The sequence below is a fragment of the Amycolatopsis iheyensis genome, from assembly GCF_024703995.1.
Classification (GTDB): Bacteria; Actinomycetota; Actinomycetes; order Mycobacteriales; family Pseudonocardiaceae; genus Amycolatopsis; species Amycolatopsis iheyensis.
Window position 1 is genome coordinate 257,787 of record NZ_JAMXQV010000007.1, and the last position, 14,965, is coordinate 272,751.

The window sequence follows — 14,965 nt, forward strand, 5'->3', positions numbered from 1 at the left end:
GGGGTGTGACCAGCTTCACTGACCGGACGAAGGCGTCCCTCCGGGAAGCCCTGCTCGACGCGGCCGCGGACCTGTTGCCGGAGGCCGGTTACGCGGGCCTGCGGATGGCCGACGTCGCCGCCGGGGCCGGGGTGAGCAGGCAGACCGTCTACAACGAGTTCGGCAACAAGGCGGCGCTGACCCAGGCGGTGGCGCTGCGCACCGCGTCGGAGTTCCTCGACGGGATCCGGCAGCGGTTCGAGACGGCGGACGGCCTCCTGGCCGGCATCCACCACGCCGTCGTCTACACGATCGAGCACGCGCGCGAGAACCGCCTGGTCGCGGCCGCGCTCGGCACCGAGGCGGGCGAGGACCTGCTGCCCCTGCTCACCACCAAGGGCGAACCCATCCTCACCGCGGCCGCCGCTCTCGCCGCCGAGCAGTACCGGGAGTTCGAGCCCGGGCTCTCGGCGGAGTCCGCGGCTCTGCTCGCGGAGACCGTCGTGCGGCTTTCCCTGTCCCACCTGGTGCTGCCCACGCATTCGGCGACCGAGGCCGCCGACTCCGTCACCGCGGTGCTGGCGCCCGCGATTCGCCGATTCGTCCACTGATTCGTCCACAATGGAGTGACACGATGACCGACACGCTCTCCGAACTGCGAACCGGTTTCTCCTCGCTGCGCAAGGGCGGCCTGAACTGGGACTCGTTCCCGCTGCGGCTGTTCGTCAAGGGCAACAAGAAGTTCTGGAACCCGGCCGACATCGACTTCAGCCGTGAGCGCGACGGCTGGGACACGCTGAACGACGAGCAGAAGCGCAGCACGACGTACCTCGTCGCGCAGTTCATCGCCGGGGAAGAAGCCGTCACCGAGGACATCCAGCCGTTCATGCGGGCGATGTCGGCGACCGGCCGGTTCGGCGACGAGATGTACCTGACGCAGTTCTGCTTCGAGGAAGCCAAGCACACGGAAGTGTTCCGGCGCTGGATGGACGCGGTCGGGCTGACCGAGGACCTGCACCCGTACGTCGCCGAAAACCCGCACTACCGCAAGCTGTTCTACGAAGAACTACCCCGGTCGCTGCGTGCGCTGGAGGAAGATCCCAGCCCGCTCAACCAGATCCGCGCGAGCGTGACCTACAACCACGTGATCGAGGGCAGCCTGGCGCTGACGGGTTACTACTCGTGGCAGCTGATCTGCACGCAGAACGACATCCTGCCGGGCATGCAGGAGCTGGTCCGCCGCATCGGCGACGACGAGCGCCGCCACATGGCGTGGGGCACGTTCACCTGCCGCCGCCACGTCGCCGCGGACGACTCGCTGTGGGACGCGGTGCAGCAGCGGATGGGTGAGCTGCTGCCGCACGCGCTCAGCATGATCCAGTGGGTGCAGGACCAGTTCGAGGAAGTGCCGTTCGATAACGACCCCGAGGAGATCATCCAGTACGCGGCGGACCGCGCCCAGCGCCGCCTGGGCGCGATCGAGTCGGCGCGCGGAATGCCGGTGGAGCAGATCGACCTCGACTACTCACCCGAGCACCTCGAAGAGACCTTCGGCGAGGAAGACGCGAAGGCGATCGCGGAAGCGGCCGCGGCGGTTTCCTGAGGCGCACCATCGAGGGGCACCTCCGAGGTGGAGGTGCCCCTCGTGGTTTTCGCTCAGAGGCCGATCGCGCCGAGGGTCCCGGTCAGGACGCCGTCGCCGCCACGGTCGTGGCCGCCGTCGCTGCCGGTGCTCGCGTGGGTGTCACTCGAGCCGGCGCCGTCCTGGCCCGCCCAGCCGGTGTGCTGGCGGTACTGCGAGCCGCCGTCGCGGCTGTTCTCGGCCGACGTGTCCCAGGTGGCCGCGCCGTCCTTCGAGGCGGCGCCCTGGTGCTGCCGGTACTGGCTGTCGCCGTGGCGGTTCGCCGACGCGGATGTCCCGCTGGTGGCAGCGCCGTCCGGACCAGCGGCCGTGGAGCTCTCGTGGAAGCTGCTCCCGCCGCGGTGGGTGTCGGCTTGCACGGCGTGCGTCGCCGCGCCGTCCGGGCCCGCCTGGACCTCGGTGCCGCCGTAGCTGTCGGCCGAAGCGATTCCGGCGACGCCCAAGGTGAGCGGCAGGGCGAGGGCCCCGGCGGCCATGGTGCGGCGGATCATACGCATGAATCTTCCCCTTTTCGTTGACGGATACGGGGTTTCGGTCCGGAACGCTCTCACCGTCCCGGAGCCCGGTTGCCCGTCGCCACGAAGATCATGCGTGCGAAAACCTGTGTCCCACCCCACCGCTCCGGTGACCAATCCGGCTCGGACAGGCCACCGAAACGGCGTGGTTCAGGACTTCACCATTCGTTGTTGCGCATCACGAGATCACCAGTCCCATACGCGAGTCATCGCTTCACCATTCCCATTGACGGGTCATCGCTTCACCAGTCCCAACTGCGCATCGGTCACCACTCCCAAGCTCGGGTCACGTCGGTCTCCCTTCGCGAGACACATCTTGCGAAGGCGTAACGCCCGACCGCGCGCCCTGGTTTAGGCGTGCTTCGTCGCGGCTGCCTGCTCCAACCCGAGGAGGCTGATCGACTTCTCGCGCATCTCGACCTTGCGGACCTTGCCGGTGACGGTCATCGGGAACTCCTCGACGACGTGCACGTACCGCGGGATCTTGTAGCGCGCGAGCTTGCCTTCGCAGAACTCGCGCACCTTCTCGGCGGTCAACGGCGAAGCGCCTTCGCGCATCCGCACCCACGCCATCAGCTCTTCGCCGTACTTCTCGTCCGGGACGCCGATGACCTGCGCGTCGAGGATGTCCGGGTGCGTGTAGAGGAACTCCTCGATCTCGCGCGGGTAGAGGTTCTCGCCGCCGCGGATGACCATGTCCTTGATGCGGCCGGTGATGTTGACGTAGCCGTCGCCGTCCATGACGGCCAGGTCGCCGGTGTGCATCCAGCGGGCCGCGTCGATCGCTTCGGCCGTCTTGTCCGCCTGCTCCCAGTAGCCGAGCATCACCGAATACCCGCGTGTGCACAGCTCGCCCGGCTCGCCGCGCGGCACCGTCAGCCCGGTTTCCGGGTCGACGACCTTGACCTCCAGGTGCGGCCCGACCCGCCCGACCGTCGACACGCGACGCTCGATCGAGTCGTCCGCGCGGGTCTGCGTCGACACCGGGGACGTCTCGGTCATGCCGTAGCAGATCGACACCTCCGCCATCCCCATCCGGTCGATGACCTGCTTCATCACCTCGACCGGGCACGGCGAGCCCGCCATGATCCCGGTCCGCAGCGACGACAGGTCGAAGCTCGCGAAGTCCGGGTGGTTCAGCTCGGCGATGAACATGGTCGGCACGCCGTAGAGCGAGGTGCACTGCTCGGCGGCGACGGCTTCCAGCGTGGCGCGTGGGTCGAACGCCGGCGCCGGGATCACCATGCACGAGCCGTGGGTGGTGCACGCGAGGTTGCCCATCACCATGCCGAAGCAGTGGTAGAAGGGCACCGGGATGCACACCTTGTCGTGTTCGGTGTAGTTGCACAGCTCGCCGACGAAGTAGCCGTTGTTGAGGATGTTGTGGTGCGACAGGGTGGCGCCCTTGGGGAAGCCGGTCGTGCCCGAGGTGTACTGGATGTTGATCGGGTCGTCGGCCGAAAGCCCGGCCTGCAGGTGCGTCAGCTGGGCCGGGTCACCCTGCCAGCCCGCGTCCATCAGGCCCTGCCAGTCGTCGCCGCCGAGGATCACGACGTGTTCGAGCGCGGCGCACTTCTCGCGCACCTCCTCGACCATTGCGGGATAGTCGGACGTCTTGAACGCGTCCGACGCCACCAGCAGCCGGATGCCGGCCTGGTTGAGCACGTACTCCAGCTCGTGCGAGCGGTACGCGGGGTTGATGTTGACCAGGATCGCGCCGATCTTCGCGGTCGCGTACTGCAGGAACGTCCACTCGGCGCGGTTGGGCGACCAGATGCCGACCCGGTCCCCCTTGCCGATGCCCCGCGCGACCAGCCCCAGCGCCAGCGCGTTCACCTCGGCGGCGAGCTCGCGGTAGGTCCAGCGGCGCCCGGCGGTCCGGTCGACGAGGGCGTCCCGGTCCCCGAACGCGGCCACCGTCCGGTCGAAGTTGTCCCCGATGGTGTCGCCGAGCAGCGGGACCTCGGAAATCCCCGAGGCGTAACTCGGCAGGGCGGGCGCGTCAGGCATGGTGCCTCCTGAAGTCGACGGTGACTGCCGCCGAGTCTAAGAACCCGGTACCGGGTCAGCCAGCTCGGTGGCAGGATCCACCTGGGACAAGGGAGGGGACCCGATGCGAAGAATCCTGGCTCTGACGGCGGCGCTTCTGCTGCTCGTGCCGGCCATGCCGGCGGCCGCGGCGACGAAGGTGATCGTGCTGCCCGGCGCCAAGTCCGCCGAAGGCATCACCGCGGCCGGCGGCGGCGACTACTACACCGGCGACCTCGTCACCGGCACGATCTTCCGCGAGAACCTCGGCCGCGGCACGGCCGAGCGCTTCATCGAGGCGCCGCCCGGCACCTGGGCGGCCGGGCTGGACTTCGACCGGCGCCACGACCTGCTGTTCGTCGCCGGTGCGGCCGGCGGCAAGGCCTACGTCTACGACGTCCGGAGCAAGGCGAAGGTCGCGGACTTCACCTTCGGCGACCCGCAGACCTCCTACGTCAACGACGTGGTGGTGACGCCGCAGGGCGCCTGGTTCACCGACTCCTATCACCCGCAGCTGTTCTTCGTGCCGGTCGTGGCCGGGCGGCTCGGCACCCCGCGCACCCTGCCGCTGACCGGGCCCGGGGCGGGCGGCTCCCCCGGCGACTTCTTCATGAACGACATCATCGCCACGCCGTCCGGCGACACCCTGCTGGTGGCCGCCACGACGCCGGGCAAGGTCTACAAGATCGACCCGCGCACCGGGGTCAGCGCGGAGCTCGCCGGGGTGAACGCGCCCAGCGTCGTCAGCCTCGTGCTCGAAGGACACCGGCTGTGGGCGGTCCAGCTCGACGACAAGATCACCCGGTGGTGTCTCGACGGCGACCTGAGCCACGGCACCGCGGCCGGCACGATCACCGACCCGCTGTTCGACCAGCCGGTCTCGGCGATCAAGGTGGGCAACCACCTCGCCGTCGTCAACTCCCACATCTTCAGCGGCCTCCCGCCCACCAGTCCGACCTACGAGGTCCTCGTCGTCGGCGCGTAAGGTGCGAACGGACTTTTCAGGGGGCGATGGATGTCCGGGTTCCGTGACGAGCTGACTCAGCTGCTGCAGGCGCGTTACCCGCTGCTGGTCGTCGAAACGCACGAGGAGCAGCGGGTGCTGCGGGAGATCCGCGCGGTCGCCGAGGACCAGCAGCGCCTTCGCACGCCGCGCCGCGTCTACGTCTGGTCCTCCACCACCGGCCTCGCCCCCGCCGGCGGCCCGCCGATCAGCGAGACCCGGGCCGCGGCCGCCGCGCTCGAGCGGATCTACGGCTGGGGCGAGCCCGCCGTGTTCGTCTTCGCCGACCTGCACCCGTCGCTGGTCTCCGAGGGCGGGCACCGGCCCGATCCGGACGTCGTCCGCCGGCTGCGGGAGCTGGCCGCCGCGTTCAAGAACCGGCCGGTGCCGCTGAGCCTGATCCTCGTGTCGCCGTCATTGCCGGTGCCGCCGGAGCTGGAGCACGACGCCACCGTCCTCGACTTCCCGCTGCCCGACCAGCGCCAGATCGGCGAGCTGCTCGACGGCATGGTCGCCGCGCACCGGCAGAACGTCCGGATCAGCATCGACCGCGACGACCGCGACATGATCGTCGCCGCCGCACGCGGCCTCACGCTGCCCGAAGCCGAGAACGCCTTCGCCAGGGCGCTCGTCGAGGGCGGCGGGCTCGATCCCAGCGACCTGGAGCTGATCCTCGCCGAGAAGCGCCAGGCCGTCCGCCGGTCCGGGATGCTCGACATCGTCCCGGCGGAGACGAGCTTCGACGCCGTCGGCGGCCTCGACCGGCTCAAGCGCTGGCTCACCAAGCGCACCGGCACCTGGACACCAGCGGCGTCGGCGTACAACCTCGCCGCGCCGAAGGGCCTGCTGCTCACCGGCGTCCCCGGCTGCGGCAAGAGCCTGTCCGCGGTGTGCGTCGCGAACATGTGGCGCCTGCCGCTGCTGCGTCTCGACCTGGGCCGGGTCTTCGCCGGGCTCGTGGGCTCGAGCGAGAAGAACATCCGCACGGTCATCCGCACCGCGGAAGGCATCGCGCCGTGCGTGTTGTGGGTCGACGAGATCGAGAAGGGCCTCGCGGGCGCGGGTGGCGGCGGTGACGGCGGCACCGCGCGGCGCGTCTTCGGCACCTTCCTGTCCTGGATGCAGGAGAAGTCGGCGCCGGTGTTCGTGATGGCCACCGCGAACCAGGTCGGCTCGCTGCCGCCGGAGTTCCTCCGCAAGGGCCGCTTCGACGAGATCTTCTTCGTCGACCTGCCCTCGGCGCCCGAGCGTGCCGCGATCTGGCGGATCCACCTGGCCAAGCGCGTCACCGACGCGTTCGTCGCGAGCGAACTGCCCGTGGACGACGCGCTGTTCGCCGAGCTCGCCGACGTCAGCGCGGGTTACAGCGGCGCCGAGATCGAGCAGGCCGTGCTGTCCGGGCTGGTCGACGCGTTCGCCGAGAAGCGGCCGCTGCGCCGGGACGACCTGGTGCGCGCGGTGAAGTCGACCGTGCCGTTGTCGGTCACCCAGGCCGACGAGATCCTGGCCATCCGGAACTGGGCGGAGACCCGGGCCGTCGCAGCCACGGACACCGCCGGCGAAGCGGTCGCCGAGCGGGTCGCCACGCCCGCGCCGGAGTCCCCGAGGGGAAGGACGATCGACGTATGACGCACCGCGTGACCGTCACCATCGGCAAGGACGGCTCGATCAGCGCCGAGACCCACGGCGTGACCGGGTCGAAGTGCCTCGACTACATCCCGCTGCTCGAGGACCTGCTCGGCGCGGAGACCGAGACGTCGGAGTTCACCGAGGACTACCGGCGGACGTCGGCTTCCGCCGAAAACACGGCGTCGCAGCAGCAGTCGCAATGGAACTCCTGAACCTCCACCGGATCGTCGACGTCACCGCGGCCGAAGGGCCCGGCCTGCGGTGCGCGGTGTGGACGCAGGGGTGTTCGGTGCGCTGCCCCGGGTGCTTCAACCCGCAGACGTGGACGACCCGCGGCGGTTTTCGCCTGGCGTGGCCGGACCTGGTTTCGCGCGTCCTGGCGATCGACGGCATCGAGGGCGTCACGCTGCTCGGCGGCGAGCCGTTCGACCAGCCTGGGCCGCTCGGGTGCTTCGCCGCCGCGGTGCGCTCGGCGGGCCTCTCGGTGATGACGTTCACCGGGCACGTCCTGGAAGAGCTGCCGCCGTCGCAGCTGCTGGACTCGACGGACCTGCTGGTGGACGGGCCGTTCCTGGCCGAGGAGCCGGAGCCGTCGCGGCCGTGGGTGGGCTCGGCGAACCAGCGGTTCCACTTCCTGACCGACCGCTACGACGAGTCGATCTTCACCACCCCGAACCGCCTGGAGCTCACGATCGCGCCGGACGGCGGGATCGAGCTGAACGGGTTCGCCACCACCGAAGTGCTCGAAGCGCTGCTCGAAGGGGACCACCGATGAGCGTCACGCTCAAGCTGCGCAGCGAGGCGCTCGCGCAGCTCAACGCGGCCACGATCGCCGCGCACACGCAGGCCGGCGTCGTCACCGTGCGGACCCGGATGCGCCACCGCGACCTGCTCGCCCGCGCGTTGACCGGCCTGCGGGCGCAGGTGACCGACGACGGCACCGCCGTCGTCGCCGCGTGGGAGGGCCGCCGCGTCACGTTCGTTTACGGCCCCGACGGCGTCCAGCTCGCGCACGTCGACGGGCCGGGGCTCGCCGAAGCCGAGGCTTCGCGGCTGGTGCTGTCGGTCGACGAGGCCTACGCGGCTCAGGTGCAGCAGGCAGTGCTCGCGCGGCTGAAGCAGCGCGCGGCGTCGAACGGGATGGTCGTCGAGTCCGAGCGGGTCAACGCCGACCAGTCGATCAGCGTCACCCTGGCCGCCACGTCGTGACCGAGGTCAGGGTCGGGCTGCTCGAGTTCGGCAAGGCGCTCAACGACTCGGTCACCCTGCCCGGCCTCGGCGAGCTGCCCGGCGCGCAGGTGAGCCTCGGGCGCGCGGTCCGCGGCGCGCGGGCCCGGCTCCGCCGTGGTGATCGCGTGCTCGCGGACAACCTGCGCCTCGGGATCATGGTGCGGAAGAAGTTCTTTTCCAGCGACGTCGAGCCGGTGACCGACGCCGGGTTCCTGAAGGACGTGTTCGTCGCCGTCGGGTGGCGCGACCTCGGGCACGGCGACGCGCTGGAGCTGTACACCGACGACGTCGCCGGGCCGGACCTCAGCCGCCCCATCGCTTCCGCGACGGTGGCCGCGCCGGGGTACGACCAGCTGACCGGGTTCCACGCGCAGGTGCTGGTCCGGGACGGCGTGCTGCGCTTCGGGGCGTTGACGGTCCTGGCGCGCGGCGGCTCGCCGATGCGGGTGCTGGGCCTGTTCGGGCCGACCGGGCCTTTGGACGAGCTGCCGCCCGGGCAGCCGGGCACGGTGCTGCTCGGCTTCCAGTGCGACGTGCCGCCGCTGGCGGGCGACGTGCTGACGGCGTTCGACTCGCCGGTCGACGTGGAGCGCCGCGAGGGGGTCGCGGTCGTGCACGGCGTCCAGGACCTGGGCAACGGTTCGGTGGTGGCGGCGGTCGAGGTGCCGGAGGGCCGCGGCGGCGTGTTCACGGTCGGCACGCGGGCGCGGGTGCTGCGGCCGAAGGGGACGACGTTCAACGAGCAGAGCACGGTCGTCGCGCCGGAGCTGCGGATCCTGTCGCTGGCCCGGGACGGCGTGGCGACGCGGACGAACGGCGGGGCGCGGACGTTCACCGTCGGGCTGGCGTTCCGCGATCTGCGGCAGAACGACACGATCGAGGCATTCGTGCCGTCGGACGCGGTGGAGCTGGCGCCGCCACCCGCACCTTTGGTCGCACCTCTGCTGGACGTCAATTCGGCTTCGGGGCCCGAGCTGGCCCGGCTGCTTTCGCCATCGCAGGTGACGACGGCACTCGAGGTGCGCCGGCGGCAGGGCGGGTTCCCGGACGTCGAGGCGTTCGGCGTCGCGATCGGGTTGCAGCCGCACGAGATCGTCCGGCTGCGCAGACAGGCGACGGCCGGACGGGTGACGTTGCGCGAGACGGGTGTGCGGCAGCTCGACATCTGAGCGCGGGGTGGCGGGTCCGCTACGCTCGGGGACGTGCCGGAGGAATTCTCACTGGGCCTGGCTGAGGTCGACGCGGCGGTCCGGCGTACCGGTCTTCCGGCGAGCTGGCACCCGTTCGAAATCCGCAGCCCGGGCGAGACGCTGGCGGAAAACGAACGCATCGCGGCGGCTTCGTGGGAGTCGATGCGGGCGCGCCGCCTGGCGGGTCCGGACAAACTGGACATCGAGGTGGAGCAGACGCTGCGGGCGTGGACCCAGCCGGACGTGCTGATCATCGTCCGCGCGGCGGAGGAGGGCCGCGAGGTGTTCTACCGCGCGGCGATCGGCCACGGCCTGGGGGTGTTCTCGGAGCTGGCGGGCGAGGAGATCCTGTTCGCCCAGACCCGCCCGGACCGCCTGGTGGACATGGTGGTCGGCATGCTCCCGGCGTACCGCCCGGTGCCACTGCCGGAGCTGACGATCACCCGCGGCGCACCGCGCCAGGACGTCGAGGCGGCGGCGGAGTTCTCCAGGTGGCCGCTGCACCGCTACGGAACGTTCGAGCTGTCGGCCCGCCACGGCGGCTCCCTGCGCCCGATGGGAACGGTTTCGTTCGTCGACAACGACGGCGGCCGGTTCCTGATGATCACGGACACCCTCCCGGGCGACGAAACCCGCGTCCGGTTCATCCCTTCGGATGGTTCCCACCTGCGCACCTGGCTCCACGAGCGTGGCACGAGCCACTGACACCACGGGTTCGTCACTAGTACAGTGCAGAGGGACCACGCAGGGTGGTGCCGAGACGACTGGGAGGGCGTCATGGGCGGATCACAGTTCGGCGCACCGGGGTCGTTCACACCACCGGCCGGCGAGGGGGACGCGGGGTCGAAGTTCCTTTCGGGCGTGTTCGCCGACCCGACGGACACGAAGGCCGCGGAGCAGATCGGCGAAGGCGGCCGGCATCTGAAGTCGCTCGCGGAGAGCGGTCAGTTCGCCGTGAACGAAGAGGGGTTCCAGGCGTACATCAAAGCCTGCGACTTCTTCCTCGATGGCTTCGGCAAAATGCTCCTCGACGTCAACACCTTGGCGAACCCGGCCCAGATGGGCGGCAGCGACTACGCCAAGAAGGTCGCCAGCTTCAACGTTGAGGCCGCGAACGGCGACCCGGAATCGTTGATCCCGAACCTCGAAAAAATGCGCGACGGCGTGGAGCAAGCTCGCGAAGCGATGGTGATCGCGCGGAAGAACTACCGCGAGACCGAGGCCGCCCACAGCATGACGTTCGCCAACCTGGACAAGGGGCTGCACGAGTAGTGACCGCACGACGCGCCCCAGTCGCGCTCGCGACCCTCGCACTGGGCTTCTGCCTCACCGCCTGCACGAGCACGGTCGGCGGGCAGGCGAATCCGAGTTCGACGGGTTCCACTCCGACCAGCACCACGGCTGATCCAGCTGACCCGTTCGCGGGGTTGAGTGCGTGCACGATCCTCGACCAGGCCCTTGCCGGACAAGGCTTTCCCCAGGCCGTGCCGGGTGTCGCGGCTCCGGAGCACAGCTGCCGCACCAGCAAGCCCACGTCCGGCGACACTCCGGGTATCGATCTCGGGCTAGTCCTCCAGGCCGGCGGGAACTACCGGGACAACGTGAACAACCCCGACAAGGCCAGCGACGGGAAAGTGAACGGCCGCCCGGCGATCGAGGAGCAGGAACCTTTGCGCGCCAAGGGTCAGTGCGCCATCCGGTTCCAGGTGCGGAACTCGCGAGCCCTGTTCTCGCTCACCTACGGATCGGACACCGCCACCGCCTGCAAGAAAATCGAAGAACTCGCTCCGAAAGTCGAGCCACTGCTGCCGAAGAACAACTGAGACGGAGTCCAGCCATGAGTCAGCCACACCGGGCGCAGCATCGCCAGTCCGAGGGTGACTACTACGCGGAGACCGCCCAGAAGGCCCAAGGCCTCGGCCCCGACGGACAGCGGATGACCCAAAAAGCCGCCTCCGACTATTCGGTTGCTCAGGGAAAGCAACTGCAGGAAGGCCAAACCCTTCGGGGCGGCGCGCCCGAACCCGGCGAAAACTACGCCAACAAGCCGCACGAAGAGCTCTACGACATGGTTCACACGAACATGAACCTCGAAGACCTCAACGACCGCAGCCGGGTCGCGAACGTGTACGGCAACTGGCTCGCCGACGCCTCCAACCAATTCCGCGACGCGGCCACCGCAGCAGGCGGCTCCTGGCAGGGCCCGGCAGCCGACCAGGCGAACGGCTTCTTCCAAAGCACGGCCGGCCACACCGAGCAAACCGGCAACGCGATGCAGCTGGCGTCGAACCACTACTCGCAGCAGTCCGCGGCCGCGCACTACGCCAAGACCAACATGCCCGAGCCCACCGGCTTCAACCAGCAAGCCGAGCTCGACAAGGCCAAGCAGCAGTACAACTCCGGCGATCTCATCGGCATGAGCGGCACCATGGCCGACATCCAGCTCAAGCAGCAGCAGGCCGACGCCGCCCACCAGCAGGCCGTTCAGGTCCTGCAGAACCTCGACGGCACCTACCACGAGACCGCCAGCTCCCAGCCCACCTACGCGCCGCCGCCGCAGCTGGGGCAGGGGGACTCCACCTCCGTCTCCGGCTTCCACGGGACCAGCAGCACCAGCTTCACCGGCACGCCGACCATCGGCGGGACGACCACCGGGCCCGGCGGGACCAGCGGCAGCTTCGTCCCCGGCGGCGGCACCACCACCGCGCCCGGGGTGACGCCGCCCGGTGCGACTCCGCCGTCCTACGTGCCGCCCGGTGTCACCAGTGGCACCGGGACCTTCGGCGGCGGCAACACCAGCTTCCGCGGCGCGCCCGCGGCCGGTGGCTTCCCGCGGATGACCCCCGACGGCCTCGCCATGACCGGGACGCCCGGTGGCACCGGCACCTCCGGCGGCGGTGACATCACCCGAGGCAAAACCGGCGCGGGACGCGCCGGGAGCGGGTTCGCCGGGTCGCGCGTGTCCGGTGGTGGCTACACCGGTGGTCCGAAGGAAGGCGGCGAGGGCGCCAAGACCGGCGGCGGGAAGGCCCCCGGCGAGCGGCTCGAACGCGGGGCCACGGCCGCCGCGGCCGCGAAGGGCAAGGCCGGGGCCAACGGTGCCGCGGGCGCCGCCGGGGCCGGCAAGAAGAAGGAAGACGACAAAGAGCACAAGAACAAGTACGGGCTCGAGGAAGACGTCTTCGACCTCAAGCCGGAACGCGGGCCCGACGGCGAGAAGATCGTCAAGCCCATCATCGGGGAGTCGTAAGGGAAGACCCCTAAATCTCCCCTAGACGAAGGCCGCGCACCCCGGCCCCTGGCTAGATTGGGGTGCATGCGCTTCTTCATCGTCGACGCCTTCACCGACCAGGCCTTCGCCGGGAACTCCGCCGGCGTCGTCCTCCTGGACGAGCCCGCCGACGCGACCTGGATGCAGGCCGTCGCCGCCGAGATGAAGCACGCCGAGACCGCCTTCGTCGTCACCTCGCCGAGCGGCCCGAAGTCGCTCCGGTGGTTCACGCCCGCCGTCGAGGTCGCGCTGTGCGGGCACGCCACCGTCGCCGCCACGCACGTCCTCGGGGGCTCGCAGGTCTACACCACGAAAAGCGGCGAACTGCGCGCGCACGCGCAGGACGGCTGGGTCGAGCTGGACTTCCCGTCCGACCCGCCCTCGCCGACCGACGACGATCTGTCCGAAATCCTCCCCGGTGTCGAGATCGAGTACACCGGCCGCGGCGTCGAGAACCTCTTCGCCGTCCTGCCCGACGCCGAAACGGTGAGAACCCTCGAGCCCGACCTCGCCCGGCTCAAGACGACCTGGAAGGGCCGCCTGCTGGTGACGGCGAAGGGCGACGACTACGTCAGCCGCTTCTTCGCGCCGGGTGTCGGCATCGACGAGGACCCGGTCACCGGCTCGGCGCACTGCATCCTCTCGCCGTACTGGTCTGAGAAGCTGGGGCGCGACGAGCTCACGGGCCACCAGGTCTCGGCGCGCGGCGGGATCGTCCGCACCCGCCAGGACGGCGACCGCGTCCACCTCGCCGGCCAGGCCGTGACGGTCGTGAGCGGGGAGCTGCACGTCTGATGCGCACGCTGCTGAACCTCATCTGGCTCGTCCTGTGCGGCTTCTGGATGGCCCTCGGTTACCTGGTCGCGGGCATCATCTGCTGCATCCTGATCGTGACGATCCCGTTCGGGCTGGCGTCGTTCCGGATCGCGCACTACGCGCTCTGGCCGTTCGGCCGCACGGTGGTCGACCGCCGCGACGCGGGTGCGGCGTCCTGCCTGGGCAACGTCATCTGGTTCGTGTTCGCCGGGCTGTGGCTGGCGGTCGGGCACGTGCTGACGGGCATCGCCCTGTGCCTGACGATCATCGGCATCCCGCTGGGCGTGGCGAACTTCAAGATGATCCCGGTGTCCCTGATGCCGCTGGGCAAGGAGATCGTCGAGATCGCTTAACGCGCGCCGAGGATGGCGAGGGCGTACGCCGGGTCCGGGCTCTTGGTGAAGCCGAAGTCGCCGGTCCGGATCGTGGCGACCAACCGCTCGCGGTCGAGCAGCTCGCGCAGCCGCGGGACGCCACGCGAAGCCAACTGCCGCAGGACGTCGTCGCCGCACTGCTCCAGATCGGCTTCGCGCCGGACGAGCCACCAGGGCTCCGGGCCGTGCTGGGGCACGCCGGGCGTGGGGTGCAGGCGATCCCGCCAGAGTCCGTCGGCCTCACCAGGCCGCACACCGCTGCCCGGGCGGCCGGGCCGGTTCCACCACGGCTCCGGCACGACGGCCATGTTCACGACGAACCGCACGGCCGTCGCCGAGGTCATCGAGGAACTCTGCACGTTGACGATCGCGCAGTCGCCGGTCGGCGCGGTCAGCCGCCAGGTCGGCGCCGTTCCCGTGAACCCCTCGGCGCGCAACGCCGGGCCGATCCGGTCCCGCAGCATGGCGCGGAACTCGCCGATCAAGACTCCGGCTCGTACGGCAGCTCCACCACCAGGCAAGGCCCCCCGACGAACAGTCCCCCGTCCACGCCCAACGCCTTCCCGCCCGCGTACAGGAACGGCCCCTCGATCAGCGTCGGGTGGATTCCCAGCTGGTCCGCGATCACGCTGTGCCCGTGCACGATCCGGGACCCACCCAGCGCGTCCATCAGCTTCTGGGCGTTCTCCTCGCCGCCCGGGCCGCGGAACGCGTAGCGCGTCGTCATGCGGCGCCAGACGTCCCACCAGGCCTCGATGTCCGAGCCCGTCAGGATCTCCGTTGCCGTTTCGTTGATCTCCGAAACCGACGTGCCCCAGTCGAGGTACTCCAGGGTGTCCGAGTGCAGCAGGAGGTGGTCCGCCGCCACCGCCGCCAGCGGACGCGCCGACAACCACTCGATGTGCTCCGGCGTCAGGCGGTCCTGGTCCGACAGCAGGCCGCCGTTGATCTCCCAGCTGCGGGCGAAGCTGCGGGGGCCGAAGTCGGACGGCACCTGCTCGTCGCCGAAGTGGTACATGCCCAGCGCCAGGATCTCGTGGTTGCCCAGCAGCGTCTGGACCTGGCCACCGGCCTCGGCCGCCTGCTCCTCGAGCCGCATGACCAGGTCGATCGCGCCGACGCCGTCCGGGCCGCGGTCGACGAAGTCCCCCAGGAACCACAGCTGGTCCTCGCCCCCGGACCAGGTGTCTTCGTCGTCCACCAACCCCTCGGCGCGCAGTGCTTCGGCCAGTTCGTCGCGGTGGCCGTGCACGTCGCCGACAACGTACGTGGAGTTGCTCATCCGGTG

18 protein-coding genes are annotated in these 14,965 nt (G+C 70.2%); 14 read left to right on the top strand and 4 right to left on the bottom strand.

Annotated features, from left to right (window positions below):
• The first annotated feature begins 5 nt into the window (after positions 1–5).
• Together M8542_RS15700 and M8542_RS15705 are read left to right on the top strand one after the other, a co-directional pair.
• Positions 6–590, top strand: a complete 585-nt coding sequence (locus M8542_RS15700; RefSeq protein ID WP_257920884.1) for a TetR/AcrR family transcriptional regulator — start codon at positions 6–8, stop codon at positions 588–590.
• 23 nt (positions 591–613) lie between these two features.
• A complete protein-coding gene (locus tag M8542_RS15705; protein WP_257920885.1) occupies positions 614–1,582 on the top strand; it encodes a R2-like ligand-binding oxidase in 969 nt (322 codons plus the stop codon).
• Positions 1,583–1,635: 53 nt separating this feature from the next.
• Here the strand turns inward: M8542_RS15705 and M8542_RS15710 are convergent, their stop codons facing one another.
• Complete coding sequence (locus M8542_RS15710) at positions 1,636–2,118, bottom strand: hypothetical protein (protein WP_257920886.1); 483 nt, start codon at positions 2,116–2,118, stop codon at positions 1,636–1,638.
• A gap of 369 nt (positions 2,119–2,487) precedes the next feature.
• The gene (locus M8542_RS15715; protein WP_257920887.1) at positions 2,488–4,146 is read right to left on the bottom strand and encodes an AMP-binding protein; all 1,659 of its coding nucleotides are present in this window, start codon (positions 4,144–4,146) and stop codon (positions 2,488–2,490) included.
• Positions 4,147–4,249: 103 nt separating this feature from the next.
• Here M8542_RS15715 and M8542_RS15720 point away from each other — a divergent pair, with 103 nt between their 5' ends.
• From M8542_RS15720 to M8542_RS15775, 12 genes are all read left to right on the top strand, one after another.
• Positions 4,250–5,149 carry an SMP-30/gluconolactonase/LRE family protein gene (locus tag M8542_RS15720; protein ID WP_257920888.1) on the top strand — a complete coding sequence of 300 codons (900 nt, stop codon included), beginning with the start codon at positions 4,250–4,252 and terminating at the stop codon, positions 5,147–5,149.
• Positions 5,150–5,179: 30 nt separating this feature from the next.
• Entirely contained in the window at positions 5,180–6,796 is a 1,617-nt protein-coding gene (locus M8542_RS15725; RefSeq protein WP_257920889.1) for a Ycf46 family AAA ATPase, read from the top strand.
• Positions 6,793–7,008: a DUF2997 domain-containing protein gene (locus M8542_RS15730; RefSeq protein ID WP_257920890.1), complete on the top strand. Its 216-nt coding sequence runs from the start codon at positions 6,793–6,795 to the stop codon at positions 7,006–7,008. Before M8542_RS15725 ends, M8542_RS15730 begins: the two co-directional genes overlap by 4 nt.
• Positions 6,996–7,571, top strand: a complete 576-nt coding sequence (locus tag M8542_RS15735) for a 4Fe-4S single cluster domain-containing protein (protein WP_257920891.1) — start codon at positions 6,996–6,998, stop codon at positions 7,569–7,571. The genes M8542_RS15730 and M8542_RS15735 overlap by 13 nt, the downstream gene beginning before the upstream one ends.
• Positions 7,568–8,005, top strand: coding sequence for a hypothetical protein (locus M8542_RS15740; protein WP_257920892.1), 438 nt, complete (start codon positions 7,568–7,570; stop codon positions 8,003–8,005). Before M8542_RS15735 ends, M8542_RS15740 begins: the two co-directional genes overlap by 4 nt.
• Positions 8,002–9,195: a hypothetical protein gene (locus tag M8542_RS15745; protein ID WP_257920893.1), complete on the top strand. Its 1,194-nt coding sequence runs from the start codon at positions 8,002–8,004 to the stop codon at positions 9,193–9,195. The genes M8542_RS15740 and M8542_RS15745 overlap by 4 nt, the downstream gene beginning before the upstream one ends.
• A gap of 33 nt (positions 9,196–9,228) precedes the next feature.
• Entirely contained in the window at positions 9,229–9,921 is a 693-nt protein-coding gene (locus M8542_RS15750; RefSeq protein WP_257920894.1) for an ESX secretion-associated protein EspG, read from the top strand.
• Positions 9,922–10,077: 156 nt separating this feature from the next.
• Entirely contained in the window at positions 10,078–10,488 is a 411-nt protein-coding gene (locus M8542_RS15755) for a hypothetical protein (protein ID WP_257920895.1), read from the top strand.
• Positions 10,488–11,039 carry a DUF3558 family protein gene (locus M8542_RS15760; RefSeq protein ID WP_257920896.1) on the top strand — a complete coding sequence of 184 codons (552 nt, stop codon included), beginning with the start codon at positions 10,488–10,490 and terminating at the stop codon, positions 11,037–11,039. The genes M8542_RS15755 and M8542_RS15760 overlap by 1 nt, the downstream gene beginning before the upstream one ends.
• A 14-nt stretch (positions 11,040–11,053) precedes the next feature.
• On the top strand, positions 11,054–12,466 hold the full coding sequence (locus tag M8542_RS15765; protein WP_257920897.1) for a hypothetical protein: 1,413 nt from the start codon (positions 11,054–11,056) through the stop codon (positions 12,464–12,466).
• A gap of 66 nt (positions 12,467–12,532) precedes the next feature.
• The gene (locus tag M8542_RS15770) at positions 12,533–13,282 is read left to right on the top strand and encodes a PhzF family phenazine biosynthesis protein (protein WP_257920898.1); all 750 of its coding nucleotides are present in this window, start codon (positions 12,533–12,535) and stop codon (positions 13,280–13,282) included.
• Complete coding sequence (locus M8542_RS15775) at positions 13,282–13,656, top strand: YccF domain-containing protein (RefSeq protein ID WP_257920899.1); 375 nt, start codon at positions 13,282–13,284, stop codon at positions 13,654–13,656. The genes M8542_RS15770 and M8542_RS15775 overlap by 1 nt, the downstream gene beginning before the upstream one ends.
• Here the strand turns inward: M8542_RS15775 and M8542_RS15780 are convergent.
• Both M8542_RS15780 and M8542_RS15785 read right to left on the bottom strand, forming a co-directional pair.
• Positions 13,653–14,162: a DUF4304 domain-containing protein gene (locus tag M8542_RS15780; protein ID WP_257920900.1), complete on the bottom strand. Its 510-nt coding sequence runs from the start codon at positions 14,160–14,162 to the stop codon at positions 13,653–13,655. The genes M8542_RS15775 and M8542_RS15780 overlap by 4 nt on opposite strands.
• Entirely contained in the window at positions 14,159–14,959 is an 801-nt protein-coding gene (locus tag M8542_RS15785; protein ID WP_257920901.1) for a metallophosphoesterase family protein, read from the bottom strand. Before M8542_RS15785 ends, M8542_RS15780 begins: the two co-directional genes overlap by 4 nt.
• Positions 14,960–14,965: the final 6 nt, after the last annotated feature.

Coding starts and splice junctions, on each gene's coding strand:
- M8542_RS15705 (WP_257920885.1), top strand. CDS start 614: ATGACCGACACGCTCTCCGAACTGCGAACCGGTTTCTCCTCGCTGCGC.
- M8542_RS15710 (WP_257920886.1), bottom strand. CDS start 2,118: ATGCGTATGATCCGCCGCACCATGGCCGCCGGGGCCCTCGCCCTGCCG.
- M8542_RS15715 (WP_257920887.1), bottom strand. CDS start 4,146: ATGCCTGACGCGCCCGCCCTGCCGAGTTACGCCTCGGGGATTTCCGAG.
- M8542_RS15720 (WP_257920888.1), top strand. CDS start 4,250: ATGCGAAGAATCCTGGCTCTGACGGCGGCGCTTCTGCTGCTCGTGCCG.
- M8542_RS15725 (WP_257920889.1), top strand. CDS start 5,180: ATGTCCGGGTTCCGTGACGAGCTGACTCAGCTGCTGCAGGCGCGTTAC.
- M8542_RS15730 (WP_257920890.1), top strand. CDS start 6,793: ATGACGCACCGCGTGACCGTCACCATCGGCAAGGACGGCTCGATCAGC.
- M8542_RS15735 (WP_257920891.1), top strand. CDS start 6,996: ATGGAACTCCTGAACCTCCACCGGATCGTCGACGTCACCGCGGCCGAA.
- M8542_RS15740 (WP_257920892.1), top strand. CDS start 7,568: ATGAGCGTCACGCTCAAGCTGCGCAGCGAGGCGCTCGCGCAGCTCAAC.
- M8542_RS15765 (WP_257920897.1), top strand. CDS start 11,054: ATGAGTCAGCCACACCGGGCGCAGCATCGCCAGTCCGAGGGTGACTAC.
- M8542_RS15770 (WP_257920898.1), top strand. CDS start 12,533: ATGCGCTTCTTCATCGTCGACGCCTTCACCGACCAGGCCTTCGCCGGG.
- M8542_RS15775 (WP_257920899.1), top strand. CDS start 13,282: ATGCGCACGCTGCTGAACCTCATCTGGCTCGTCCTGTGCGGCTTCTGG.
- M8542_RS15785 (WP_257920901.1), bottom strand. CDS start 14,959: ATGAGCAACTCCACGTACGTTGTCGGCGACGTGCACGGCCACCGCGAC.